This window comes from Kluyvera genomosp. 2 (assembly GCF_036759865.1).
Lineage (GTDB): Bacteria > Pseudomonadota > Gammaproteobacteria > Enterobacterales > Enterobacteriaceae > Kluyvera > Kluyvera ascorbata_B.
On sequence record NZ_JAPKIA010000009.1, the window covers coordinates 35,346 to 61,466 of the forward strand.

Sequence of the window (26,121 nt, forward strand, 5' to 3'; positions counted from 1 at the left end):
TTAATCTTAATTGTTAATTTTGCGTTAGATCGCAAAATGAGCAAAAGCCCTACTTTTTTTATGCCGCGCTATCCTGGCGCAAAACCTGCCCTCTCATGGCGCAGCGTGCCCTCTGCCGATACCGCCCCCAAATGCCCCTCCGCTGCGCTGGACGATTAAATCTTGTACACCCCCGTTCTTCACAGGCGTTTATCCCGATTTTCATTGCCGCCACTGAAGTGGCGTAATCCCTGCAATACTTAATCTCAGTATCGTGTGATACGTGACCCCCAGGAGCATATTTTGAACAGGTTACCTTCCAGCGCATCGGCTTTAGCCTGCAGCGCACACGCACTGAATCTCATTGAAAAGCGCACGCTTGACCATGAGGAGATGAAAGCACTTAACCAGGAGGTCAGGGAATACTTTAAAGAGCATGTGAATCCGGGGTTTTTAGAGTACCGAAAATCTGTAACTGCCGGTGGGGATTACGGAGCCGTAGAGTGGCAGGCGGGAGGATTAAATACGCTTGTCGACACCCAGGGCCAGGAGTTTCTGGATTGCCTGGGCGGTTTTGGTATTTTCAACGTGGGGCACCGTAATCCAACTGTGGTTTCCGCCGTACAGAATCAGCTCGCCAAACAGCCGCTTCACAGCCAGGAACTGCTTGATCCGCTGCGCGCCATGCTCGCCAAAACGCTGGCCGCACTGGCACCGGGCAAACTGAAATACAGCTTCTTTAGCAACAGCGGCACCGAGTCCGTCGAAGCCGCCCTGAAGCTGGCGAAGGCGTATCAATCGCCGCGCGGCAAATTTACCTTTATCGCCACCAGCGGCGCGTTTCACGGTAAATCTCTTGGCGCGCTTTCCGCCACCGCCAAGTCAACCTTCCGCAAGCCCTTTATGCCGTTGCTGCCAGGCTTCCGCCACGTACCGTTCGGCAATATTGACGCGATGCGCACAATGCTCAGCGAGTGCCAGAAAACAGGCGACGACGTCGCGGCGGTAATTCTGGAGCCCATCCAGGGCGAAGGCGGCGTGATCCTGCCGCCGCAGGGGTATCTGCCCGCGGTGCGTAAGCTGTGCGACGAGTTCGGCGCGCTGCTGATCTTTGACGAAGTGCAAACCGGCATGGGGCGCACCGGCAAGATGTTCGCCTGCGAGCATGAGAACGTGCAGCCGGATATCTTATGCCTGGCGAAAGCCCTTGGCGGCGGCGTGATGCCGATTGGCGCGACCATCGCCACTGAAGAGGTGTTCTCGGTGCTGTTCGACAACCCGTTCCTGCACACCACCACCTTTGGCGGCAATCCGCTGGCCTGCGCGGCAGCGCTGGCAACCATCAACGTACTGCTGACTGAAAATCTGCCTGCCCAGGCGGAACAGAAGGGCGATATGTTGCTGGACGGCTTCCGCTCAATGGCGCGTGAATATCCAGACCTGGTGCGGGAAGCGCGCGGTAAGGGGATGCTGATGGCTATCGAGTTTGTCGATAACGAAATCGGCTACAACTTTGCCAGCGAGATGTTCCGCCAGCGCGTTCTGGTAGCCGGCACGCTCAACAACGCGAAAACTATCCGCGTTGAGCCGCCGTTAACGCTGACGATAGAACAGTGTGACCAGGTGCTGAAAGCGGCACGTAAAGCGCTGGCTGCTCTGCGCGTTAGCCAGGATCAGCTCACCACCGAGCAGTAAACTCACGCCCCCTACGACAGCGTAGGGGGGCGTTATTTTTATTCGCCGCTAAACGGTGAAGCGATGTCCAGCCACTGCACCTCGCAATCGCTGGTGCCGCAAAACAGCCGCGTTTCGCCCGTTTCACTTTCCAGTAAACCGGCAGGAAATACCACGTCCCGTAAATCATCACGTTTTCTCTCGCCGGGCAAAAAATCGTCCCGACAGGCGATAATGGCCATCGGGCTGCTCACGCCCTGCTGATAGTCAAAGAGAAAGCGCGCCGCGTAGTAATGCCGGTTGCCCTGCTCGTCATATCGCGCCACGTGCGCCAGCGCGCCGACCCGCCCATCCGGCAACACCCGCGCTTCGTTCACCCCGCACCAGCACAACGGATCAACGTGATCGATGAGCGTAGCGTTAGCGAGAGTCTGCGCGTTGAGATCCTCCAGCCGCGATAAAAGTACCCAGCCGATGGTGCCGCGCCCGCCGGGCTCTCCCTGTGGACGGGTAAAGACCAGAAGACGCCCATCGGGCAGCTCAACCGGGCGGATATCCTTCATCCCCCACGGGCCGGTTGCCACCGGACGCAGCGCCGAAATGCAGGGGCCCGCGAAGAACTGCGTCCGCCAGCGAACCTCGCCTTCCGGCATAAAGGCAACCTCTACGCCGCCGAACAGCAGCTGTCCGCCAATCCGACCCACGAAAGGATCCTGCAACGCATACGTCGGCATATCGTCCAGCAGCGCGGCAGCATTAAGGCCATCCCAGGCGAAAAAGCGTACCTGAGATACCTCGCTGTCTCGCGCCTCTGTCCGCGCGGCAATACACCATCGCTCGCCATCGCTGAACGGTGCGGTGGGGTTATAGACGTCCAGCCCATCAACGCCTGAGAAGCGTATTTTGCCACGGTGTCCCGTTTGCGGCCGCGCCCGGTAGCGCTGGTAGAGGTCGTCAACGTTGTCGCGCATCACGCCAGCCCGAGATGCTGCCACAGGGCATCCATCGGCAGCGTCGCCAGCGCGGTGCATTCATCCGCCGCGCCGTACCAGACGTGCAGCGTATCATCGCGGACCAGCGCCCCACAGGTGAACACCACGTTGCCAAAGAAACCTTCGCGTTCGTACGGAGCGGTGGGCTCCAGCAGCGGCACCGGCGATTTGGCCAGAATCTTCAGCGGATCGTGAAGATCGAGCAACAGCGCCCCCAGGCAATAACGCTGATCGGCATCAACGCCGTGGTAGATCTCCAGCCAGCCGCGATCGGTTTTAATCAGCGGCGCGCCGCCGCCGGACTTACGTGAGTCCCACTCGTCGCCGGAGCGACCCAGCAGGTGCTGATGGTTCCCCCAGTGCAGCATATCGGGAGACTCGCAGATCCAAATCTCCGGATGGCCAAAGTGGCACGGCGCGGGACGGGTAAGCGCCATATAACGGCCACCGACTTTTTCCGGAAAGAAGCACACGTCGCGGTTATCCGGGCACAGAATCAGCCCGCGCTTTTCTACCGAAATAAAGTCGCGGGTGGTCGCCAGCGCCGTAGAGATCCCCAGCGACGAAACGGCGGAGTAGTTGATGTACCAGAGATCGTCGATCCGGGTAATACGCGCATCTTCGCAGCCAAACTCTTCATAGCGGCTATCGGCGATGATAAAAGGCTGGGTATCAATGGTGAAATTTACGCCGTCCTTGCTGCGCGCCAGACGCAGATGGGACATCGAGGTCAGCCAGACCACCGCCGGATCGCTTTTCAGTACGATGGTGCGGGGATCGCTAAAGTCGAAGCGGTCGTCGCCGCGATCGAAGGTTTTCGTCGCCTGCTGCCAGCCTTGCGCCTGCTGTTCCAGCAGCGGCACGACGATCTGCTGCGGGTTGTCGCTCAGCACGCTTTCCGCCACGCGCAGGAGCAGAATAATTTCGCCGTTGTATTCGGTCACGCCGGTATTAAAGACACACTCAACTTTGCGCCCCGGCAGAGAAGGCACCACGTCTTTTGGGGTGATAAGTGGATTACCGCTGTGTCTGTTCATGAACGCTCCTTTTCATCAAAATTTGATTTTTGCCCAACCGCTGGGCATCTGTGCCGTACAGCACGTCGGCGGCGATATCCCGTAAGGGGTTCGGCACCGGCGAGCCAAAATTGATGGCGACCCAGACGCACTCGCTGGCCGTCTGGCGCGTAAAGCAGATACAGTCGTCCGTCAGCGACAGCGGGCTGCTCTTTCCCTCGCGGAGCGCTGCCGTGGCGGCGCGCAGCGCAATCAGCGCCTGGTACTGCCGCCAGAGGGAGCCCGGCGTCTCCTGCTGCCATTGCGCATTGAGTTCGGGGTAGTCGGCGCACACGGGCATCCAGGGTTCAACGGTTGAGAACCCCGCATACGGCGCATCGCGCCACAGCAGCGGCGCCCGCGAAGCATCGCGCGAATGCGCAATGGCCTGCGCCAGCGCGTCATCTGCCTTAGCCCCCTGCTGCCTGGCGGTGTGATAGTGGGTTTTTCCCTGAATATCAAAGATCTGCTCCACGGTCTGCGCACGGTAGTCCGGCATACCCAACTCTTCGCCCTGGAAGATGAACGGTACGCCACACACCGTCAGCTGCAGCGCCAACACCGCCAGCGCGCGTTCGGTATCACGCGGACCTTCGCCAAAGCGGCTAATCATGCGCGGCATGTCGTGGCTGGAGAAAAACAGCGTCGGCAGCCCGCTCTGCTGGACCCGCGTGGCGTTAATCTGCTCGCACAGCCGCGCAATATCGAAGGTCTTCTGGCTGCCGATATTGAAATTGAACACCACGTCCATCAGATCGCGGCGCTGGTAGCGCGCCAGAACATCCAGTTCATCGCTGCCGATTTCGCCAATCAGAAACGTCTCGCCCTGCTGGCGCACGTAGCGGCACAAGCGCCCCAGCGTGGCGATGATATCGGGCTGGTTGACATCGAACGCATGGCGCTGTTCGTTGTGCTCATCCGGGTTGTCCGGGCCGATGCCGTTGGTGGTCAGAAAGTTAATCACATCAAAACGGAAGCCGTCGACGCCCAGCGCTTTCCAGAAATCAACCACCCGGTAGATTTCCTGCTCGACCTCGGGATTCGCCCAGTTCAGGTCAACTTGTTCCGGGGCGAACTTATGGTAGTAGTACTCGCCGGTGTCCGGCTCAGCCTGCCAGGCGCTGCCGGAAAAAAACGACTGCCAGTTGTTCGGCTGCTTGCTGAACAGGAAGTAATTACGATAGCGGCTGTCAGGGTTATTCCAGGCATCGCGAAACCACGGATGCGCCGAGGAGACGTGGTTTACCACCAGATCGATAATCACGCGAATGCCGCAGGCGTGGCAGCGCGCCACGACCTCACGGAAATCGGCCAGCGTGCCAAAGCGCGGGTCGACGGCGCAGTAGTCGCTGATGTCGTAGCCGTTATCCACCAGCGGCGAAGGGTAAAACGGCGTTATCCAGATAGCGCCGACGCCCAGCGCTTTCAGGTAGCCCACTTTGGACAGCAGACCGGGAAAATCACCCAGCCCGTCGCCGTTGCCGTCGCAAAACGACGGCAGATAGATTTGGTAGCAGGTGCACGCCTGCCACCAGGGTTGATGACTCACCGGTTAATTCCTTATTTCAATGATAACGACATGCCCTGCAGGAAATATTTGCGGAAGAGGATAAACAGCACCACTACCGGCAGCATTTGCACGACTGCGCCCGCCATCACCGGGCCAAGATAGACGCCGTAGGATTTACTGAACGTCGCCAGCAGCACCGAGAACGGCATCTTGTCGACGTCACGCATCACGATAAGCGGCCACAGAAAGTTGTCCCACGAGCTGGAGAAAGTGAAGAGTGCAACGATGGCCAGAATGGATTTGTTCAGCGGCATCATCACATGGCGCAGAATGCCCCACAGGCTGGCGTGGTCAAGGCGTGCGGCGTACAGGTAATCGTTCGGCGTGCCCTTAAAGCTCTGCGACACCATGAAAATCCCCCATGCGCTCATGGCGTAGGGCAGAATCATCGCGCTATAGCCATTCACCAGCCCCAGCTCACGCATCAGCACAAACTGCGGAATAATGAACATAAATACCGGGAAAACCATCTGCACAATCAGCAGGTTACGGAAAGCACTTTTCCCACGAAACTCAGTTTTCGCCAGCGCATAGCCCACCAGCATCGAGGTCACGGTCACGCAGACGGTAATGGTCATGGAGACAAACAGCGAGTTAACCAACGTGCGCAGGAAGGGTTTATCCGCCCGGTTACTGTTATCAAACAAGAAGGTGTAGTTCTCCAGCGTCAGATGGCCGGAAAACAGCCCGGTGGTGTAAATCTCCGCCGTCGGCTTCAGCGAAGAAATCGTCATCCAGATAAACGGATAGAGCCAGCTTAGCGCCAGTAAAAACATCACCGCATGAATTACCAGGCTCAGGGGAGTGAGTTTTTTCATTCACACAATCTCGATATTCTTCTCAAACAGTTTACGGAAAACCCAAATGGCCAGGAAACTGCAGCCCGCGACAATAATGGACATCGTTGCCGCCCAGGTGGGTTTCATATTCTGGAAGGCCGCTTCGTACATCACGACCATCGGGCTGGTGGTGCTGTTCAGCGGGCCGCCGCCGGTAATTAAATACGGCTCGGTAAAAATGCTGAACGCCACGGTTATCGCCAGCACCATGACCATCACAATCTGCGGATTCATCATCGGCAGCGTAATGGCCCAGCCTTGTTTAAAACGCCCGGTTTTATCGAGCATTGCCGCACTGTAAATATCATTAGGAATAGCCTGCATGCCGGAATAAAGAATAAGCCCGTAATAGCCGACAAATTTCCACGTAACGATCAGCGCAATCGATAACATGGCGCAGTCGGGGTTGGTAAACCACGGCACCGAGACGCCAATAGATTCACGAAGAAATTGATTCACTGGCCCATATTCACTAAACAGCTTCGAGAAAACGATGGAATAGGCGACGCCAGACGAAATATTGGCTAATAAAAAACTGAGCGCAATAAAGCTTTTGCCGTATTTAATTCGCCGCAACCCGGCGGCAAACAGCAGCGAAGCGATAAAGACAATCGGAATATACCACATCAGAAAGCGACAGATATTCCACATCGACGTCCAGAAAAGCGCATCATTGACCACGCCAAGCAGGTTTTGTAGCCCCGAAAAACGGGGCGTACCGATAAACTGCCATTGGGTCACGCTCAGCACCGCCAGCCAGGCCAGCGGATAAAACCAGAACAGCAATGAATAACCGATCCATGTGGAGGCCAGCAGGCCTCCGGTACGGGAATCATATCCAGCCATGACGCGCCCCTTATTTCGCCAGCAGCTTATCAATTTCCTGCTGCGACTGTTCCAGCGCCTTCGCTGGGGCATCATTGTTGAAAATGACGCGCTCCAGCATCTGCGTCATGCTGCGCTGGATCTCCGTAGTTTGCGTGGTGGCAACCGGCGGCAGCGCAACGTCAACGTAGGAAGCGATGTCTTTTTCCAGCGGGTTCTGTGCGAAATAGTCGGTAAACAGCGGGTTGCTCATCAGATCGGCTCGCGCAGGCGGCATACCGGTCAGTTCAAGCCAGGTGCGGTCGTGCTCGGCATCGCCGAAGACCCACTGAATAAAGGCCCAGGCCTGCGTTTTATGCTTGCTGGAGCTGAATACAACCATCCCTTTACTGTCGCCAAAGGTGTGCGGATGGTCGACGCCGCTTTCGGTTAACATCGGGCCAATCTGGATGGTTTTCAGCACCTCAGGGTACTGCTTACGATAGCGCGCCAGGTCCCACGGCCCGCGAGCGGACGCCAGCACCTGGCCGGTCGCCAGAGGATCATCGGCGGAAGTGAAGTCATAGCTGCTCCACTTGCTGTTAAATACTTTGCCCATAAACGTCAGCACGGCTTGACCCGCAGGGTTATTAAACTGTGCTTTCTGGTCCGCAATGTACGCTTTGCCGCCGTTCTGCGCGTAGTACAGCGGGATAAAGTCAAACCAACGTTCCCACCAGTTTTTACCCGCGGTCAGTTGCATAACGTAGCCGTTGTTATCCGCCGCCCGGCGTTCTGCCAGCTGATACAGCTCCTCATAGCGGGTCGGCGCATGGTCAAAGCCGTACTTTTTCAACAGGTCGCCGCGCCACCACCAGACTATCGGGTTAACATAAATCGGCAGCACGTTTTGCTGGCCGTTGAGCTGCCAGGCCGGAATAATCGACGACATCTGCCGCGTTTTCACCAGTTCATCGAAGCCAGGCATTTTGGCTAAATCTTCAATTTGCCCGACATCAACCAGTTGACTGGCAAAGCCAATAAAAATATTACTGGAAATATCCGGCTCCGTTCCGGAAGCCAGGGCATTCATAATCGCTTCTTCAGAACTATTAGCCGCAGGAATAGTTGTAAATTCAACGGGCGTATGGGACGGGTCTTTATTCCATTCCGCCACCATTTTATTCCAGAAGGCTTCTTCATTTTCATTGGGCGCCACCCACATTTTAATCGGTGTTTTGGCATTATCCTGCGCATCTTGTTTATCATCCGGACCACATCCGGAAATACATAGACTCAGTAATATTGACGCCATTAATTTAGCAACCGCTGCAACTTTCACGATATTTCTCCCTAACTCTCAATAAGTGTTATTGGCTTACCGCTACCCTGCTTTGAATGCTGCGTAAGCTAACATCCCTTTTTTATGTTTAACGTTAAACAAATCACAAAACTATTTTTGTTTAACGATAAACTCAGCCACCTATATCGAATAAGAGAAAATAGAAATATATAAAACCAATGAATATAAAAAATAAAAATATAATTCATAATAATTACCAACGGCCAAAGACAGAAAGAATAACCATTAAATCATTGGCGAAAGATATGGGTATTTCTCATACTACAATTTCAAATGCATGGAATAATCCAGAAAAACTCTCCGCCGAGCTGCGCGACCGTATTTTAAATTATGCGCAGACGATCGGCTTTCAGGGGCCGGATAAGCTTGCCCGCGCGCTGCGGACCGGAAAATCAGACACCATCGGCGTCATCTTTAACGATTCGATGAGCTACGTCTTTATCGATCCCCACGATATTAAACTGATGCGCGGGATCGCCGTGCGCTGCGAAGCACAGAGTATAAACCTGGTGCTCATCCCGCTGCGTAAAGGCGCAGAAAACCAGACGCCCTCTCTGACCACGCTGGTCGACGGCTATATCCTGAACGCCACCCACAATAACGCGGCCGTTATTCAGCAAACCCTCGCCCGCCAATTGCCGGTGGTCACGCTCGATTTTCAGCTGCCGCAATACAGCAGCGTGTCGATAAATAACGCCGCCGCAATGCGCGATATCGCCACCTATCTGATCGGCAAAGGGCACCGCCGCTTTGGCATTATCGCCTTCGCCTCGCGCCCCGGCGCGCAGGGTATGCGACACCTCAGCCGCGCCGTCGCCGGCGATAATACGTTGATGCTGACGCGCGTTAACGCCTGCCGCGACGCCTTTCGCAAGCACGGCATTCCGCTGACCCACTGCTGGCTGTTTGAAACCCAGCACGACGAGCTGCACGGCGAGCTGGCCGCCGAGGCGCTGCTGAGCGAACACCCGGAAATCAGCGCGCTGATTTGCCTCTCTGACCGCTTCGCGCTCGGCGCGGTGCGCTACTGCCAGCAGCACCATCTTGCCATTCCGCAGCGGGTCGCCGTCACCGGCTTCGACAACATCATGCCCGTCGTTGGCGGCCTTGGCCTCACCACCATCGCTCAGGACGCCGAACATAAAGGCGAAATTGCGGTGGAATTGCTCCTGAAAAACGGGCCTGTCACCCACTATGCGCTGGAATATCAGCTCATCGTGCGGGAGACGGCCTGAGTGCCTATTGCTTAACAGAAGAGTGGATTATGGATGAACTAACCTGTTTTAAAGCCTACGACATTCGCGGTGAAGTCGGTATTAACCTTACGCCGGAGATCGCCTTTCGCATTGGCCGCGCCTACGCGACCTGGCAGCGCCCGCGGCGAGTCGTCGGCGGCGGCGACGTGCGCCTGAGCTCAGCATCGCTGAAGGCGGCGCTTGCGGAAGGTCTGACCGCCAGCGGCGTTGACGTCATTGATATTGGTCTTTCCGGTACCGAGGAGATCTATTTCGCCACCCGCGAGCTACGGGCTGACGGTGGCATTCAGGTCACCGCCAGCCATAATCCCGCCCAGTACAACGGCATGAAGCTGGTGCGTGAAGAGGCGCGGCCCATCAGTAATGACAATGGCCTGCTGGAGATTAAAGCGCTCGCCGAGCGGAACGCTTTTTCTCCCGTTGTACATCGCGGTAGCCTGATAGATTTTGATAATCGCCCGTCCTGGGTTAACTGCCTGCTGCGTTTCCTGCAACGCCCGCCGGTCCGCCCGCTGCGCATCGTGACTAATGCCGGGCACGGCACCGCGGGGCCTGCGCTGGATGCAATTGCTGAAGGGCTGGCCCACGCGGGCGTGCAGGTGGAGTTTATACGTCTTCACCATCACCCGGATGGCCACTTCCCTGCGGGGGTACCCAACCCGATGCTGGCGGAAAACCGTCTGGTTACCCAGCAGGCCGTTATCGACCATCAGGCCGATTTCGGCATCGCCTGGGACGGCGACTTCGACCGCTGTTTTTTCTTTGACGAGCGCGGCAGTTTTATCGAGAGCTACTATCTGGTCGGACTGTTCGCCGAGCATTTCCTGCGCACGTATCCCGACAGCCGCATTATTCTCGACCCACGCCTGACGTGGAACACGCTGGATATCGTCACCCGCTGCGGCGGTACGCCCGTCGTCAGTAAAACCGGCCATGCGTTTATCAAGGCCCGAATGCGCGAGGAAGATGCCGTGTACGGTGGCGAAATGAGCGGCCATCACTACTTCCGCGACTTCGGCTATTGCGATAGCGGCATGATCCCACTGATGCTAATGCTACAAATCCTCGGCGGCGACCCTCAGCCGCTTTCTTCCCGCATTACCGCCGCGCAGGCGCGTTACCCGGTTTCCGGCGAGATCAATCTGCAGGTGAAGGATCCGCTGGCGATGGTCCGCAACATTACCGAGCACTATCAGTCGGCAGCACCGCAGCGCGATGATTGCGATGGCATCAGCCTGGCCTTTGCCGACTGGCGCTTTAATTTACGCGCCTCCAACACCGAACCGTTGCTGCGGCTTAACGTCGAAACGCGCGGCGATACTGCTCTGCTGGCCACCAAAACCGATGAGATTTTAACGTTTATTGCCGCTCAGCGCGGCGCGGAGGAGACGCAATGACCGCCCTTTCCCTCAGCAACATCCATAAAAAATACGATAAAACCACCATCATCGAGAACCTCTCGCTGGAGATCGCGTCGGGGGAATTTATCGTTCTGGTCGGCCCTTCAGGCTGCGGCAAGTCGACGCTGCTGCGCATGGTGGCAGGGCTGGAAATGCCCGATAGCGGCAAGCTGATGATGGGCGACCAGGACGTCACCCATCTGCCTGCTGGCAAACGCAGCCTGTCGATGGTCTTTCAATCCTACGCCCTTTACCCGCACATGACGGTGCGGGAAAACCTGACCTTTGGGCTACGCAATATTCGCACCCCGCCGGCGGAAATTACCCGCCGCGTCGCCCATGCGGCCACCATGCTCAAGCTTGATGAAATGCTCGACCGGCTGCCACAGAATCTCTCAGGCGGCCAGCGTCAGCGCGTGGCCATCGGGCGCTCTATCGTTCAGCAACCGGCGCTGTTTTTATTCGACGAACCGCTGTCAAACCTGGACGCCGCCCTGCGCGTGGAGATGCGCCAGGAGATCCAGCAGCTGCACAACACGCTGAAAAACACCATGATTTACGTGACGCACGATCAGGTTGAAGCGATGACCCTCGCGGACCGTATCGTCGTGCTGTATAAGGGAAAAATTGAGCAGGTCGGCACGCCGCTGGAGCTGTACAACACCCCGGCCAACCTGTTTGTCGCCGAGTTTATCGGTACGCCTAAAATCAACATTCTGCCCGCCGTCTGGCGGCAGGGCGCGCTGCATATTGCCGAGAACATTATCTTCCCGCTCTCTCGTCAGCCGCTCGGCGTGCGTGAAAACGATAAGATGTTTGTCGCCATCCGCCCGGAGCACATGCAGCTCCAGCAGCCCGGCGACTTTAGCCTCAGCGGACACACCCGCCTGTGCGAGCTGCAGGGCGATTCCACGCTGGTATGGCTGGACGTTGCCGGGCATTCGATTTGCCTGAAGTCCTTCCAGCAGCTCAGCTTCCCGGCGCAAAGCGCGCTGACCCTGACCGTGCAGGAATCGCACCTTCATCTTTTTGATTCCATTGGAAAACGTGTCACCTTTAGCGATCCTACGGCCTGAGTCACGCCCCCGGTTGCGGGGGCGTTCTTTGAATCCCATCACAATCATCGCAATCCCCTTTTCCCTTTTCCCCGCCGACGGCTAAATTAGTAACTCATCCGACCACATAACAATAATTTCACATACTGGACATTCTTATGAGCTATCCGTCGCTGTTCGCCCCGCTCGATCTGGGTTTTACCCAGCTGAAAAACCGTGTGCTGATGGGGTCTATGCATACCGGGCTGGAGGAGTACCCTGACGGCGCTGAGCGCCTGGCCGCCTTTTACGCCGAGCGCGCGCGCCACGGCGTGGCGCTGATCGTCAGCGGCGGGATAGCCCCCGATCCCACCGGCGTAGGCATGGCGGGCGGCGCGATGCTTAACGATGTCAGCCAGTTGCCGCATCACCGCACGATTACCGATGCGGTACACCAGGAAGGCGGTAAAATCGCCCTGCAAATTCTGCACACCGGCCGCTACAGCTATCAGCCAAACCTGGTGGCGCCCTCGGCCCTTCAGGCGCCGATCAACCGCTTCACCCCACACGCGCTCACCCACCAGGAAATCCTGACGCTGATCGACGATTTTGCCCGCTGCGCTCAGCTGGCCCGCGAGGCAGGCTATGACGGCGTGGAGGTGATGGGATCGGAAGGCTACCTGATCAACGAATTTCTCGCCGCCCGCACCAACCTGCGCGACGATCAATGGGGCGGCGACTACGCCAACCGCATACGCTTTGCCGTCGAAGTCGTTCGCGCGGTACGCCAGCGGGTAGGCAACGATTTTATTATCATCTATCGCCTGTCGATGCTCGATCTGGTCGATAAGGGCAGCATCTTTGATGAAACCGTCCAACTGGCACAGGCGATTGAAGCGGCAGGCGCAACGCTCATCAATACCGGTATTGGCTGGCACGAAGCGCGGATCCCCACCATTGCGACGCCGGTGCCGCGCGGTGCGTTTAGCTGGGTGACGCGCAAGCTGAAAGGCCGGGTGACGATCCCGCTGGTCACCACCAACCGTATTAACGATCCGCAGGTCGCTGATGACATTCTGTCGCGCGGCGACGCCGATATGGTGTCGATGGCACGCCCGTTCCTCGCCGACGCCGAGCTGCTGTCCAAAGCACAGTCCGGGCGCGCCGACGAGATCAACACCTGTATCGGTTGTAATCAGGCCTGCCTGGATCAGATCTTCGTCGGTAAAGTGACCTCGTGCCTGGTGAACCCGCGCGCCTGTCATGAAACCAAAATGCCGATCGTCCCTGCCGTCGTGCGTAAAAACCTGGCGGTGGTCGGCGCGGGTCCCGCGGGCCTTGCCTTTGCGATCAACGCCGCTGCACGCGGCCATCACGTCACGCTGTTCGACGGCAGCGCCGAGATCGGCGGGCAGTTCAATATCGCCAAACAGATCCCCGGCAAAGAGGAGTTTTACGAGACGCTGCGCTACTACCGCCGCATGATCGACGTCACCGGCGTGACCCTGGAGCTAAATCGGCGCGTTAACGCCGACGACTTACTCGGCTTTGATGAAGTGATCCTGTCCACCGGGATCGCGCCACGCACGCCGCCGATCGAGGGGATCGACCATCCGAAGGTGCTGAGCTATCTGGACGTACTGCGTGACAAAGCGCCGGTTGGGCAACGTGTGGCCATTATTGGCTGCGGCGGCATCGGTTTTGATACGGCCATGTATCTCAGCCAGCCGGGAAACCCCACCAGCCAGAATATTGCCGAATTCTGCGTGGAATGGGGGATCGATACCAGCCTGCAGCAGGCGGGCGGCCTGCGCCCGGAAGGCCCGCATTTGGCCCGCAGCCCGCGACAGATTGTGATGCTACAGCGTAAAGCCAGCAAGCCGGGCGAGGGGTTAGGCAAAACCACCGGCTGGATCCACCGCACCACCCTGCTGTCACGCGGCGTGAAGATGATCCCGGCAGTCAGCTATCAGAAGATCGACGATGCGGGATTACACGTGGAAATCGGCGGCGAAAGTCAGCTGCTGGCGGTAGATAACGTCATTATCTGCGCCGGGCAGGAACCGAACCGCGCGCTGCAAGAACCGCTGCTGGCGGCAGGGAAGATTGTGCATTTGATTGGCGGCAGCGATGTGGCCGGTGAACTGGACGCACGACGGGCTATTGCGCAGGGAACGAAGCTGGCGCTGGGGATTTAGCGGTTAATCAATAAATAACGCGGGTGAAATGCCAAATCGAGCGGCCAGCTTTTTGACATGATCCAGCGTTAATTTTCTTTGGCCGCTGAGTACGCGTGAAACCATCGACTTGCTGCCAATCTCATCGGCAAAATCGGAAAGCGTCAGTTTATGCTGCTCCATCAGGGTTCGCAAAATTGCGATGCCCGTGGGAATAGCCTCAATCTCTTCACGTAACGCACGTAATTTCGGCTGATTGTCCTCATACGCACGGATGCGAACGCACAGTAGATCAACCAACGGATTTGTTGGGTCGTCCATCAGCAGTTCAGCCAGCAGTTCCAGTGCGTCACGATGATCGGCCTCTGTGGGGTTATCTCCCAGAAGAGGAATTTCAGCAACCAGCGTTTTTGTGGCTTTCAGGGCTTTTGCCGTCATCATAATCATGATTTCTTCCCCTTCGTTCTGTGTTTATCTGTGAACCTATCGTACTCAGCGTGGTTAAAAATGTGCCGGATATAAAACTTCTGGCTTTCGAAAAAAATCAACGCAATCACCCTGATATTGTTGTTAGCAATGTTCACAACATAGTGTTTATCAAGATATTTGAAGTTATCCAATGAGGGATAAAATGCCCTCAACGCTTCTGGCGTTGGACAGTTTGCTTTCGCAATCACCTTACCTAACAGCTTAATTTCTTTCGCAAACTGGGGAAATCTGCCACATCCCTCGTCAATTGCAGCCATTGATATCAGATGCATTCTTTATCACGTCCGTTGACAAATTGGCAACATAATAACATGAGTTGCCAATTTGGCAACTCATGACCTTGTAGGAATCAACGTGACGATACGCCAGAGATAACAAGAGAAGGAGGGGGGATAACGGGGAGAATTTATCGTTTGCGAACACGATTCCAGAACCAGGCCGGATAAGACGTTCATGTCTTGTCCGGCACCGATATTTAGCTATTTAACGACGACGGCCCAGCTTCACCGCCTTCAGAATCACAAACTTATTGTTCGTGGCGATGGTTTCGCAGTTACCGAAGATCTTCTTCAGCTTGTGGAAATAATCGAGATGGCGGTTGGCCACGATATACAGCTCGCCGTTGATCTTCAGGCAGCGGCGCGCGTGGTGGAACATCTCCCAGGCAATGTTATCGGTCAGCGCGTGCTTCTGGTGGAACGGCGGGTTGCAGAACACCGCGTTGAAGCGGAACGGCTCAACGCCGGAGAGCGCGTTGTTGATCATAAACTCGCTGCGATCCAGCGCGTCCGGCAGGTTGGTCTCCACGTTCAGACGGCTTGACGCCACCGCCATCGGCGATTCATCAACGAATACCACGCTAGCCTCAGGGTTCTTCGCCAGCAGCGTCATGCCCAGCACGCCGTTGCCGCAGCCCAGGTCAACAATCTCCCCTTCGAGGTTTTCCGGCAGATGCTCGATAAAGAAGCGCGCGCCAATATCCAGCCCGGTACGGGAGAAAACGTTAGCGTGGTTGTGAATAGTCCAATCGGTGCCTTCCAGCTTCCAGCTCAGCGTTTGCGCGGTTTCAGCCAGTTCAGGCCTGGTGAAAGTACCGTTAATCAGACGCGCCTTTTTCCACGCCAGCGTGGTCGTCGTCGGGCCAAGCACTTTTTCAAACAGCTCCAGCGTGGAAGTGTGAATATCACGGGCTTTAGCCCCGGCGATAATCCGCGTTTGTGGCGTCACCACGTCGCGCAGCGCGCGTAGCTGCTGTTCCAGCAGCGCCATGGTTTTCGGAATTTTAATCAGTACGACGCCCGGTGCCTGCGGGTACTCCGCGGTGCTATCGAGGAATTTCACGCTCGATTCGGCGATATCGTTATGGCGCAGGTTTTCACGCGTTGCCAGTTCGCTCAGGTAGGAGTCGCCAATGCTGTATGGCGTGTGCTCCGCCAGCGCACAGGCCAGCGCGCCAAAAGTATCATTCAGGAGAAGCACTGGGCCGCTAATCTCGGTATCGTCCAGCTGTTGCAGCAGATATTCATCTGCCGCTTCCCACGCCAGCAGCGGGTTAACGTCGTCCGTCTCCGGGAAACGTTTAAGTGTCAGTGAACGGAAACCGTTGTCTGTGTGGCTCATCGGCCCTCCTGAATGGTAAAATTTCGGCGTATCCCTGAAAAGGGTGCGTGAGTATACACTTTTTATGATTGGCATGGGCAAAGATGAACCAACTAACTTACCTCCAGGGCTATCCCGAGCATCTGCTTTCTCAGGTACGTACGCTGATTGCGGAGCAGCGCCTGGGGGCGGTGCTGGAAAAGCGCTACCCGGACACGCATGATTTCGCCACCGACAAAGCCCTCTGGCAGTACACACAGGATCTCAAAAGCCAATATCTGCGCAACGCACCGCCGATCAATAAAGTGATGTACGACAATAAGATCCACGTGCTGAAGAACGCGCTCGGGCTGCATACCGCCGTGTCGCGCGTGCAGGGCGGCAAACTGAAAGCGAAAGCGGAAATTCGCGTCGCGACCGTGTTCCGCAACGCCCCGGAAGCCTTTTTGAAGATGATCGTGGTGCACGAGCTGGCGCACCTGAAAGAGAAGGATCACAACAAGGCCTTCTATCAGCTGTGCTGTCATATGGAGCCGCAGTACCATCAGTTGGAGTTTGATACTCGTCTGTGGCTGACGCACCTTTCGCTAAAGGAAACTGCGTAGTCGGGCACTGGCATTGTCATAAAGGCATGGTACATTGACCAAAGAATCCCTTTATGGAGCCTGAAGGCGTTTATGATACGTTTCGCTGTGATTGGAACAAACTGGATCACCCGCCAGTTTGTCGATGCCGCCCATGAGACCGGCAAGTATAAGTTGACCGCCGTTTATTCCCGCAGCCTTGAGCAGGCGCAAAGCTTCGCCAATGATTATCCCGTTGAGCACCTTTTCACCTCGCTGGAGTCTATGGCGCAAAGCGACGATATTGATGCGGTGTACATTGCCAGCCCAAACTCGCTCCACGCTCCACAGACCGAGCTATTCTTGCGACATAAAAAGCACGTTATCTGCGAGAAGCCTCTGGCCTCCAATATTGACGAAGCTGAGCGGGTCATTGCCGCTGCGCGCGAAAACCAGGTGGTGCTGTTCGAAGCGTTTAAAACCGCCAGTCTGCCAAACTTCCAGCAGCTTCAGCAGGCGCTGCCGAAGCTGGGGCAGATTCGTAAAGCGTTCATCAACTACTGCCAGTACTCTTCACGCTACCAGCGCTACCTTGATGGCGAAAACCCAAACACCTTTAACCCGGCCTTCTCGAACGGCTCGATTATGGATATCGGCTTTTATTGCCTGGCCTCGGCCATTGCGCTGTGGGGCGAGCCAAAGCAGATTCAGGCTTCAGCAAGCCTGCTGGACAGCGGCGTAGACGCCCACGGCGTGGTGGTGATGGACTACGGCGACTTCAGCGTGACGTTACAGCACTCGAAAGTCAGCGATTCCACGTTGCCGAGCGAAATCCAGGGGGAAGCGGGCGCGCTGGTGATTGAGAAAATCTCCGAGTGCCAGAAGGTTTCCTTCGTGCCGCGCGGCAGCAAAGCGCAGGATCTTAGCCAGCCGCAGCATATTAATACTATGCTGTATGAAGCCGAGGCGTTTGCACGGCTGGTCGAAAACAACGAAGTGGACCACCCGGGGCTTGAAGTCAGCCGTATTACCGCCAAAGTTCAGACCGAAATTCGTCGCCAGACCGGCGTCGTGTTCCCGGCGGATGCGCCTGCTGCGTAAAGCAACGTAAACGGATATTGTCGGCCATTGACGAAATCAATGGCCTGTCATATTTTGTTACGTGCAAAGGGGAGTAACTTCCTTGTCGGTGGATCGTCATTACGATACGTGCAAAACCGTATCCGGTCGCCGGGCAACGAAAAAGGAATGCGTCAGCGCATTCTTTTTTTGTTGTAAGTGAGACCTTGCCGGAAGGCGAGGTCTATGCATAAAAAAGCAGCGGCTATCGTCTTCTGACGTTAGCCGTTTTTTTTATGCGTAAGGAAATTTCTATGAATACTGTCGGCACACCGTTGCTCTGGGGCGGATTCGCTGTCGTCGTGGTGATCATGCTTGCCATCGATCTGTTATTACAGGGGCGCCGTGGCGCTCACACCATGTCAATGAAGCAGGCGGCAAGCTGGTCGCTGGTCTGGGTTACCCTCTCGCTGCTGTTTAACGCCGCATTCTGGTGGTATCTGGTGCAAACCCAGGGGCGCGCGGTCGCCGATCCACAGGCGCTGGCGTTTCTCACCGGCTATCTGATCGAAAAATCGCTGGCAGTGGACAACGTCTTCGTCTGGCTGATGCTGTTTAGCTACTTCTCGGTGCCTGCGGCGCTGCAGCGTCGGGTGCTGGTCTACGGGGTGCTTGGCGCGATTGTGCTGCGTACCATCATGATCTTCGCCGGAAGCTGGCTGATTTCCCAGTTTGAATGGCTGCTGTACGTGTTCGGCGCGTTTCTGCTGTTCACCGGCATCAAGATGGCGCTGGCAAAAGAAGACGAAGGCGGCATCGGCGACAAACCGCTGGTACGCTGGCTGCGCGGGCATCTGCGCATGACCGACAAAATCGAAAACGAGCACTTCTTCACGCGTAAGAACGGCGTACTGTTTGCCACGCCGCTGCTGCTGGTGCTGATTCTGGTCGAACTGAGCGATGTGATCTTCGCGGTCGACAGCATCCCGGCCATCTTTGCCGTCACCACCGATCCGTTTATCGTACTGACTTCGAACCTGTTCGCTATCCTCGGCCTGCGTGCGATGTACTTCCTGCTGGCGGGCGTAGCAGAGCGCTTCTCGATGCTGAAGTACGGTCTGGCGGTGATCCTGGTGTTTATCGGCATCAAGATGCTGATCGTCGAGTTCTACCATATCCCTATCGCCATCTCACTCGGCGTCGTGGGTGGGATCCTGGTCGTTACGCTCCTGATCAATGCGTGGGTTAACCATCGCCATGATATAAAAAATAAAGCCCTGTAATGGCGTCCCCGGCAGAGCACTGCGATGCCGGGGATATCTCCTACCACATCCCCCGGCGTGAACGCCTCGCCCTGCCCCTCTTTTGTACGCGATTGGCGTCACGAAATGTGAATTATTGGTTAAAAAATATGACGCATGGCGTAAATTCCAGCATTTTGTACTTCCCCAAACGACGACTTTCCTTATACTCGATCTGGCAAACATTTTTTTACATCCAGACATAAACGTAACAAATAATACGTCACTGGAAAGACACGACACATCACATTAAGGAATGCATAAATGACAACAAAATCCTCGCTTCCCGGATTTTTGCGTGTACTGATGGCTGGTAGCCTGGTGAAACAAATTCTGGTGGGTTTGATCCTGGGCGTACTTCTCGCTGTCGTTTCCAAGCCTGCCGCCGAGGCCGCTGGGCTGCTGGGCACGCTGTTCGTTGGCGCGCTGAAGGCGGTTGCGCCGGTGCTGGTACTGATGCTGGTTATGGCCTCTATTGCTAACCATCAGCAGGGGCAAAAAACCAATATCCGCCCCATTCTGTTTCTCTATCTGCTGGGGACGTTTGCCGCGGCATTAACGGCCGTTTTGTTCAGCTTCCTTTTCCCGTCTACGCTACACCTCAGCGCGGCAGCAGAAGATATTGCACCGCCTTCCGGCATCGTTGAGGTGCTGCGCGGCCTGCTGATGAGCATGGTATCTAACCCGATTGCCGCCCTGCTTAACGCCAACTACATCGGTATTCTGGTATGGGCGGTCGGCCTTGGCTTCGCCCTGCGCCATGGGAATGAAACCACGAAGAATTTAATCAACGACATCTCTCATGCCGTGACCTTTATCGTGAAGGTGGTGATTCGCTTTGCGCCGCTGGGGATCTTCGGTCTCGTGGCCTCGACGCTGGCCACGACCGGGTTTAGCACGTTGTGGGGCTACGCACAGCTGCTGCTGGTACTGATTGGCTGTATGTTCCTGGTTGCGCTGGTCATTAACCCGCTGCTGGTGTTCTGGAAGATTCGCCGCAACCCTTACCCGCTGGTGATGACCTGCCTGCGTGAAAGCGGCGTCTACGCCTTCTTTACCCGTAGCTCAGCGGCCAATATTCCGGTCAATATGAGCCTGTGCGAAAAACTGAACCTCGACCGCGACACCTACTCCGTGTCCATCCCGCTGGGTGCAACCATCAATATGGCCGGTGCCGCTATCACCATTACCGTGTTGACGCTGGCGGCCGTGCATACCCTCGGTATTCCGGTCGATCTGCCGACCGCGCTGCTGCTGAGCGTCGTGGCCTCACTGTGCGCCTGCGGCGCTTCCGGCGTAGCGGGCGGTTCCCTGCTGCTGATCCCGCTGGCTTGTAACATGTTCGGTATTCCGAACGATGTGGCCATGCAGGTCGTTGCCGTGGGCTTTATCATCGGCGTCCTGCAGGATTCCTGTGAAACCGCGCTGAACTCGTCAACCGACGTACTGTTTACCGCGGCAGCCTGTCAGGCGGAAGACGAGCGTCTGGCGAAAAACGCGCTGCGCAGCTAATCACACCAGCCCCCTTTGCCGTCAGGCGGAGGGGTTTTCTTCCTGCACTTTCTTCTCGACGTTAAACGGATCGATGCCTTTGCGCTGCATGCGCCAGAAGCGAATGATGTTCAGCCCGTTCATCACCAGGAAACTCCCCTCAATCAGCGTGCCGCCAATCGAACCAAGCCAGAAGTTGTGGATTACCCAGCAGGCGGTAGAGCACCACATCACGCAGCGTACCGTGAGCCCCTTACAGCGGAACAGCGCCCAGGTGCTGGCAACGGTACCGGCAATCGGCAGCAGCTCCATGGCGTGTTGAAGTTTGCCCAGCCCCAGGATCAACGTCAGCGCGATAAACACAAACATCACCCAGATACGACGCGTATAGACCGAAATAATGGTACGAATGACGTTCAGCTCGGCGCTCATTCCGGCGGGAAATGCCCCCATCAAAAAGAAGTGCACGCCAATCGTAGCGCTGTAGAGAGACAGCTGAAATTTAAAGCGTCGTTCATCGCGGTTGATAAAGGTGGTAATACCAATCAAAAACGCCAGAACGCCTACGCCCTGGGCAAGCCAATACGCAGTCATGGAGGGGGTCCTTGTTAAACAAGCATAAAAAAACGGCGCTTCAAAAGATGAAACGCCGTTTTATCGTATCAGATCACACTTTGATTACAATGTGACGCCGCTCTTAAAGATAGCCAGCTCGCGGAAGTCGTTGCGCTCGTTGCAGGTCTGCTTGCCGTTGGCGAAGTCGACGATAACGTCAACGAACTCTTCCAGCAGTTGAGGCATCGCTTTACCGTGAATCAGCTGGCCGGCGTTGAAGTCGATCCAGTGTTTCTTCTTCTCGGCCAGCTCGCTGTTGGTGGCGATTTTCACCGTAGGCACAAAGCCGCCGTAAGGCGTGCCGCGGCCGGTGCTGAACAGCACCATATGGCAGCCCGCGCCCGCCAGCGCGCTGGTGGCAACCGCATCGTTGCCCGGTGCGCTCAGCAGGTTCAGGCCGTGGGTTTTCAGACGCTCGCCGTAGCGCAGCACGTCAACCACCTGGCTGGAGCCCGCTTTTTGCGTACAGCCCAGCGATTTATCTTCAAGCGTGGTGATCCCGCCTGCTTTGTTACCCGGCGATGGGTTCTCGTAGATGGGCTGGTCATGAGCAATGAAGTACTGCTTGAAGTCATTGACCATGGTCACCAGCTTCTCGAAGGTCGCCTCATCGCGGCAGTGATCCATCAGCAGTTGCTCGGCGCCGAACATTTCCGGCACTTCGGTCAGCACGGTGGTGCCACCATTGGCAATCACGTAGTCAGAGAAACGGCCCAGCATCGGGTTGGCTGTAATACCGGACAAGCCGTCAGACCCGCCGCATTCCAGACCAAACTTCAGCTCGCTCAGTTTGCCCGGCTCGCGCTTATCATTGCGCATCACGCTGTACAGCTGATGGAGATGTTCGATCCCGGCTTCCACTTCGTCTTCCTGGTGTTGGCAGACCATGAAGTGAACGCGCTCAGGATCGAACTCGCCAAGGGTTTCGCGGAACGCATCTACCTGGTTATTTTCGCAGCCCAGGCCCACCACCAGCACCGCACCCGCGTTCGGATGACGCACCATATTTTGCAGCATGGTACGGGTGTTGATATGGTCGTCGCCCAGTTGCGAACAGCCGTAAGTGTGGCTGAAGAGATGCACGCCATCGATACCTTCGGCGTCATTGGTCTCTTTCAGGAAACGGTTCTGCATCTGGCGCGCCATCGCATTAACGCAGCCGACGGTCGGCAGGATCCACAGTTCGTTACGTACCCCAACCTCACCGTTTGCGCGGCGATAAATCTGCACGTCGCGATCGGCTGGCTGGGCGACTTCGGCCTGGAAATCCGGTTGGTAGCGATACGTGTCCAGGTCGCTCAGATTGGTGCGCGTGTTATGGGCATGAATATGCTCACCCGCCGCGACGTCCACCAGCGTATGACCAATTGGCAAACCGTATTTAATGACGTTTTCACCTTTCGCAATATTGCATAAGGCGAATTTATGGCCACGGGACACCGCCTGGCGCAAGGTGACCACTTGACCGTCAACGGTGACTTCGGTTCCTTCAGCCAAATCAGCGAGCGCTACCGCGACGTTATCCAGCGCATGGATCTTGATGTATTGCATACCTTCACCCAGACCTTAGTTCAATTCAATGGCGAAATAGTCACGCGCATTGTTAAAGCAAATGTTTTTCACCATCTCACCCAGCAGTTGGATGTCGGCAGGCGCTTCGCCCGCAGCAACCCAACGGCCGATCATCTGGCACAGAATACGGCGGAAGTATTCGTGACGGGTGTAAGACAGGAAGCTACGGCTATCGGTCAGCATACCGACGAATCGGCTCAGCAGGCCGAGCTGTGCCAGCTGCGTCATCTGACGTTCCATACCGTCTTTCTGATCGTTGAACCACCAGCCGGAACCGAACTGCATTTTGCCCGGCATACCTTCGCCCTGGAAGTTACCGATCATCGTGCCCAGCACTTCGTTATCGCGCGGGTTCAGGCAGTAAAGAATGGTTTTCGGCAGCAGGTTCTGTTCGTTCTGTTTGCTCAGCAGCTTAGACAGTTCTTCCGCCATCGGACGGTCGTTAATGGAGTCAAAGCCAACGTCCGCGCCCAGCAGTTTGAACTGGCGCAGGTTGTTGTTACGCAGCGCGCCGATGTGGTACTGCTGTACCCATTCACGACGAGCATATTCCGCACCCAGGAACACCAGCACGGCAGTTTTGAACTGCGCCACTTCATGCTCGCTCAGCGTTTCGCCGCCCAGGCGACGGGCCAGAATGCTGTCCAGCTCGGCTTCGTTAGATTCCGCGAACAGGACAACGTCCAGCGCATGGTCAGAAACTTTACAGCCGTGAGCCGCGAAGTGATCCAAACGCTTGGTCAGTGCAGTTTGCAGGTCAGCAAAACGGCGGATGTCGGTGTCAGACACTTCACCCAGCTTCGCCATGTAGTCGTTGAAGGTCGCTTGTTCAATGTTGAAGGCTTTATCCGGGCGCCAGCTCGGCAGCACTTTCACGTCGAAGGAACCGTCTTTCGCGACGGTCGCGTGATGCTCCAGAGAATCGATCGGATCATCGGTAGTGCCGACCATTTTCACGTTCATCTGCTTCATGATGCCGCGCGCGGAGAATTTGTCCTGCGCCAGCAGCGCATTACATTCGTCCCAGATTTCACCTGCGGTTGCCGGAGACAGCAGTTTACCGGTGATGCCGAACGGACGGCGCAGCTCCAGGTGAGTCCAGTGGTATAACGGGTTACCGATAGTGTGCGGAACGGTCGCCGCCCACGCGTCAAACTTCTCGCGGTCAGACGCATCGCCGGTACACAGACGTTCTGCTACGCCGTTGGTACGCATCGCGCGCCACTTGTAGTGGTCGCCCTTCAGCCAGATGTCATACAGGTTTTTAAAACGATAGTCTTCAGCAACCTGCTGCGGCGGCAGGTGGCAGTGATAGTCGAAAATCGGCTGGTCTTTTGCGTAGTCGTGGTACAGACGGCGAGCAAATTCGGTATCTAACAGGAAATCTTCAGTCATAAACGGGGTCATTATCGTCTTCCTCTCAGCGAGTGGGTCAGATGTTTATCTGTAATGCAGACAAAGTTATCACACCAATTTCGCCAGACCGAAGATTTTTTCGTGAGTTAGATCAATAAACCTTGACAAAAAATGACATAAAAATCGCCAAAACAACGCTGCAAGCCGCGCCACGCCTGGTGTGCCCTATCTACCCCTTAAACTCTATGGAAAATACCTCTTTTGTGACGGTATTCACCTTTTAAAGTTGTATGACAAGTTATCTTGCCCTCCGTCGAAACACATTGAGCGACAGAATACATTAGCGGTGGTCGATACAGACACTTGATTGAGCGGTACGGATACCGAATTAAGCACGCTGATTTACTGGCAAGTTCGGGCCGTACCGGGGATCATTTCCACGGTAAGCCCTTCGAGAATGACATCTTCCGAGCAAACGGGAAGATGGCTGCAGGACCCGCAGTTATAACAACACGATGAGGTTTACATGCGAAAAATTAAAGGATTACGTTGGTACATGATCGCACTGGTGACGATGGGCACCGTGCTGGGCTACCTGACACGTAATACCGTGGCAGCAGCGGCGCCAACGCTGATGGCAGAGCTGCACATTTCCACACAGCAATATTCATACATCATCGCTGCTTATTCCGCAGCGTACACCGTGATGCAGCCGGTTGCCGGCTATGTTCTGGATATCCTCGGTACCAAAATTGGCTACGCCTTCTTCGCCGTTGCCTGGGCTATTTTCTGCGGCGCAACCGCGCTGGCAGGCAGCTGGGGCGGACTGGCTATCGCACGTGGTGCGGTTGGTGCCGCTGAAGCCGCAATGATCCCTGCGGGCCTGAAAGCCAGCTCCGAGTGGTTCCCGGCAAAAGAGCGTTCTATCGCTGTCGGCTACTTCAACGTCGGTTCTTCTATCGGCGGCATGATTGCTCCGCCGCTGGTGGTCTGGGCTATCGTGATGCACAGCTGGCAGATGGCGTTCATCATCTCCGGTGCGCTGAGCTTCATCTGGGCAATGTGCTGGCTGGTATTCTACAAACACCCACGCGATCAGAAAAAACTAACCGACGAAGAACGTGAATACATCATTGGCGGTCAGGAAGCAGCACACCAGACCAACAACGCGAAGAAAATGTCTCCGTGGCAGATTATTCAGACCCGTCGTTTCTGGGGTATCGCCCTGCCGCGCTTCCTGGCAGAACCAGCATGGGGTACCTTCAACGCCTGGATCCCGCTGTTCATGTTTAAAGTGTACGGCTTCGACCTGAAAGAAATCGCGATGTTTGCGTGGATGCCGATGCTGTTTGCTGACCTCGGCTGCGTTATCGGTGGTTACCTGCCGCCGCTGTTCCAGCGCTGGTTCGGCGTTAACCTGATTGTGTCCCGTAAAATGGTCGTGACCATGGGTGCACTGCTGATGATTGGCCCAGGCCTGATCGGTCTGTTCACCAGCCCTTACATTGCCATCGCCCTGCTGTGCCTCGGTGGCTTTGCTCACCAGTCCCTGTCCGGCGCGCTGATTACGCTCTCTTCTGACGTCTTCGGTCGTAACGAAGTGGCAACGGCAAACGGCCTGACCGGGATGGCGGCGTGGATGGCAAGCACCATGTTTGCCCTAGTCGTTGGCGCCCTGGCCGACACCATTGGCTTCAGCCCGCTGTTCGCCGTACTGGCTATCTTCGACCTGTTAGGCGCAGTGGTTATCTGGACCGTCCTGCAAAATAAACAGGCTGACGACGGTCAATCCGGCGCTAACCGTCCGGCTCAGCAGGCGACGCAAAACTAAGTCTGCGAGCGAAGTAGGTTTTCTCCTAAGCCGCCTTGATCAAGGCGGCTTTTTTCATGTCAAATTGTGGTTAGCTGCTCGTAAAAGTGGTATAACAAATTC

Annotated in this window: 22 protein-coding genes; 10 read left to right on the forward strand and 12 right to left on the reverse strand. The window is 56.2% G+C overall.

All coding sequences use genetic code 11. From position 1 onward, the window contains the following. The first annotated feature begins 282 nt into the window (after positions 1-282). Positions 283-1,674, forward strand: a complete 1,392-nt coding sequence (ygjG, locus tag V6942_RS11245) for a putrescine aminotransferase (RefSeq protein ID WP_333501259.1) — start codon at positions 283-285, stop codon at positions 1,672-1,674. A 38-nt stretch (positions 1,675-1,712) separates the two neighbouring features. Here the strand turns inward: ygjG and V6942_RS11250 are convergent, their stop codons facing one another. From V6942_RS11250 to V6942_RS11275, 6 genes are read right to left on the reverse strand one after another with little or no spacing between them, the layout of a single operon-like run. Continuing rightward, positions 1,713-2,648, reverse strand: a complete 936-nt coding sequence (locus tag V6942_RS11250; RefSeq protein ID WP_333501260.1) for a DUF1861 family protein — start codon at positions 2,646-2,648, stop codon at positions 1,713-1,715. Beyond that, the gene (locus V6942_RS11255) at positions 2,624-3,682 is read right to left on the reverse strand and encodes a glycoside hydrolase family 130 protein (protein WP_333501261.1); all 1,059 of its coding nucleotides are present in this window, start codon (positions 3,680-3,682) and stop codon (positions 2,624-2,626) included. The genes V6942_RS11250 and V6942_RS11255 overlap by 25 nt, the downstream gene beginning before the upstream one ends. Beyond that, positions 3,663-5,249, reverse strand: a complete 1,587-nt coding sequence (locus tag V6942_RS11260; RefSeq protein ID WP_333501262.1) for an alpha-amylase family glycosyl hydrolase — start codon at positions 5,247-5,249, stop codon at positions 3,663-3,665. The genes V6942_RS11255 and V6942_RS11260 overlap by 20 nt, the downstream gene beginning before the upstream one ends. Before the next feature lie 11 nt (positions 5,250-5,260). Next, the gene (locus V6942_RS11265; RefSeq protein WP_182929986.1) at positions 5,261-6,088 is read right to left on the reverse strand and encodes a carbohydrate ABC transporter permease; all 828 of its coding nucleotides are present in this window, start codon (positions 6,086-6,088) and stop codon (positions 5,261-5,263) included. Further along, a complete protein-coding gene (locus V6942_RS11270; protein WP_182929985.1) occupies positions 6,089-6,955 on the reverse strand; it encodes a carbohydrate ABC transporter permease in 867 nt (288 codons plus the stop codon). Between the two features lie 10 nt (positions 6,956-6,965). Further along, positions 6,966-8,228 carry an ABC transporter substrate-binding protein gene (locus tag V6942_RS11275; protein ID WP_333501291.1) on the reverse strand — a complete coding sequence of 421 codons (1,263 nt, stop codon included), beginning with the start codon at positions 8,226-8,228 and terminating at the stop codon, positions 6,966-6,968. 293 nt (positions 8,229-8,521) lie between these two features. Here V6942_RS11275 and V6942_RS11280 point away from each other — a divergent pair, with 293 nt between their 5' ends. From V6942_RS11280 to V6942_RS11295, 4 genes are all read left to right on the forward strand, one after another. Then, the gene (locus V6942_RS11280) at positions 8,522-9,511 is read left to right on the forward strand and encodes a LacI family DNA-binding transcriptional regulator (protein ID WP_420107850.1); all 990 of its coding nucleotides are present in this window, start codon (positions 8,522-8,524) and stop codon (positions 9,509-9,511) included. Between the two features lie 29 nt (positions 9,512-9,540). Next, positions 9,541-10,929: a phosphomannomutase CpsG gene (locus V6942_RS11285; protein WP_333501264.1), complete on the forward strand. Its 1,389-nt coding sequence runs from the start codon at positions 9,541-9,543 to the stop codon at positions 10,927-10,929. Continuing rightward, on the forward strand, positions 10,926-12,008 hold the full coding sequence (locus V6942_RS11290) for an ABC transporter ATP-binding protein (protein ID WP_182929981.1): 1,083 nt from the start codon (positions 10,926-10,928) through the stop codon (positions 12,006-12,008). Before V6942_RS11285 ends, V6942_RS11290 begins: the two co-directional genes overlap by 4 nt. 137 nt (positions 12,009-12,145) lie before the next feature. Beyond that, positions 12,146-14,164 carry an NADPH-dependent 2,4-dienoyl-CoA reductase gene (locus tag V6942_RS11295; RefSeq protein WP_333501265.1) on the forward strand — a complete coding sequence of 673 codons (2,019 nt, stop codon included), beginning with the start codon at positions 12,146-12,148 and terminating at the stop codon, positions 14,162-14,164. A 3-nt stretch (positions 14,165-14,167) separates the two neighbouring features. On the opposite strand, the gene V6942_RS11300 is transcribed toward V6942_RS11295, so the two are convergent. The 3 genes from V6942_RS11300 to rlmG all read right to left on the reverse strand — a co-directional run bounded on the left by V6942_RS11300 (position 14,168) and on the right by rlmG (position 16,252). Next, positions 14,168-14,584, reverse strand: a complete 417-nt coding sequence (locus V6942_RS11300) for a helix-turn-helix domain-containing protein (RefSeq protein ID WP_181358007.1) — start codon at positions 14,582-14,584, stop codon at positions 14,168-14,170. Positions 14,585-14,586: 2 nt separating this feature from the next. Then, positions 14,587-14,904, reverse strand: coding sequence for a type II toxin-antitoxin system HigB family toxin (locus V6942_RS11305; RefSeq protein ID WP_182929979.1), 318 nt, complete (start codon positions 14,902-14,904; stop codon positions 14,587-14,589). Between the two features lie 211 nt (positions 14,905-15,115). Then, the gene (gene rlmG / locus V6942_RS11310) at positions 15,116-16,252 is read right to left on the reverse strand and encodes a 23S rRNA (guanine(1835)-N(2))-methyltransferase RlmG (protein WP_106927101.1); all 1,137 of its coding nucleotides are present in this window, start codon (positions 16,250-16,252) and stop codon (positions 15,116-15,118) included. An 83-nt stretch (positions 16,253-16,335) separates the two neighbouring features. On the opposite strand from rlmG, the gene V6942_RS11315 reads away from it, so the two are divergent. The 4 genes from V6942_RS11315 to sstT all read left to right on the forward strand — a co-directional run bounded on the left by V6942_RS11315 (position 16,336) and on the right by sstT (position 20,666). Further along, entirely contained in the window at positions 16,336-16,836 is a 501-nt protein-coding gene (locus V6942_RS11315; RefSeq protein ID WP_333501266.1) for a M48 family metallopeptidase, read from the forward strand. A 72-nt stretch (positions 16,837-16,908) separates the two neighbouring features. After that, the gene (locus V6942_RS11320) at positions 16,909-17,895 is read left to right on the forward strand and encodes a Gfo/Idh/MocA family protein (protein ID WP_106927105.1); all 987 of its coding nucleotides are present in this window, start codon (positions 16,909-16,911) and stop codon (positions 17,893-17,895) included. 272 nt (positions 17,896-18,167) lie between these two features. Next, the gene (locus tag V6942_RS11325) at positions 18,168-19,136 is read left to right on the forward strand and encodes a TerC family protein (RefSeq protein ID WP_106927107.1); all 969 of its coding nucleotides are present in this window, start codon (positions 18,168-18,170) and stop codon (positions 19,134-19,136) included. 282 nt (positions 19,137-19,418) lie between these two features. After that, entirely contained in the window at positions 19,419-20,666 is a 1,248-nt protein-coding gene (gene sstT, locus V6942_RS11330) for a serine/threonine transporter SstT (protein ID WP_106927109.1), read from the forward strand. 21 nt (positions 20,667-20,687) lie between these two features. Here sstT and V6942_RS11335 read toward each other — a convergent pair whose 3' ends face one another. The 3 genes from V6942_RS11335 to uxaC all read right to left on the reverse strand — a co-directional run bounded on the left by V6942_RS11335 (position 20,688) and on the right by uxaC (position 24,239). Beyond that, positions 20,688-21,239 carry a YgjV family protein gene (locus tag V6942_RS11335; RefSeq protein WP_182929976.1) on the reverse strand — a complete coding sequence of 184 codons (552 nt, stop codon included), beginning with the start codon at positions 21,237-21,239 and terminating at the stop codon, positions 20,688-20,690. A gap of 84 nt (positions 21,240-21,323) precedes the next feature. Then, a complete protein-coding gene (locus V6942_RS11340; protein ID WP_106927113.1) occupies positions 21,324-22,811 on the reverse strand; it encodes a UxaA family hydrolase in 1,488 nt (495 codons plus the stop codon). Positions 22,812-22,826: 15 nt separating this feature from the next. Continuing rightward, positions 22,827-24,239, reverse strand: coding sequence for a glucuronate isomerase (uxaC, locus tag V6942_RS11345; protein ID WP_182929974.1), 1,413 nt, complete (start codon positions 24,237-24,239; stop codon positions 22,827-22,829). A gap of 475 nt (positions 24,240-24,714) precedes the next feature. On the opposite strand from uxaC, the gene V6942_RS11350 reads away from it, so the two are divergent. Next, positions 24,715-26,019 carry an MFS transporter gene (locus tag V6942_RS11350; RefSeq protein ID WP_106927117.1) on the forward strand — a complete coding sequence of 435 codons (1,305 nt, stop codon included), beginning with the start codon at positions 24,715-24,717 and terminating at the stop codon, positions 26,017-26,019. Positions 26,020-26,121: the final 102 nt, after the last annotated feature.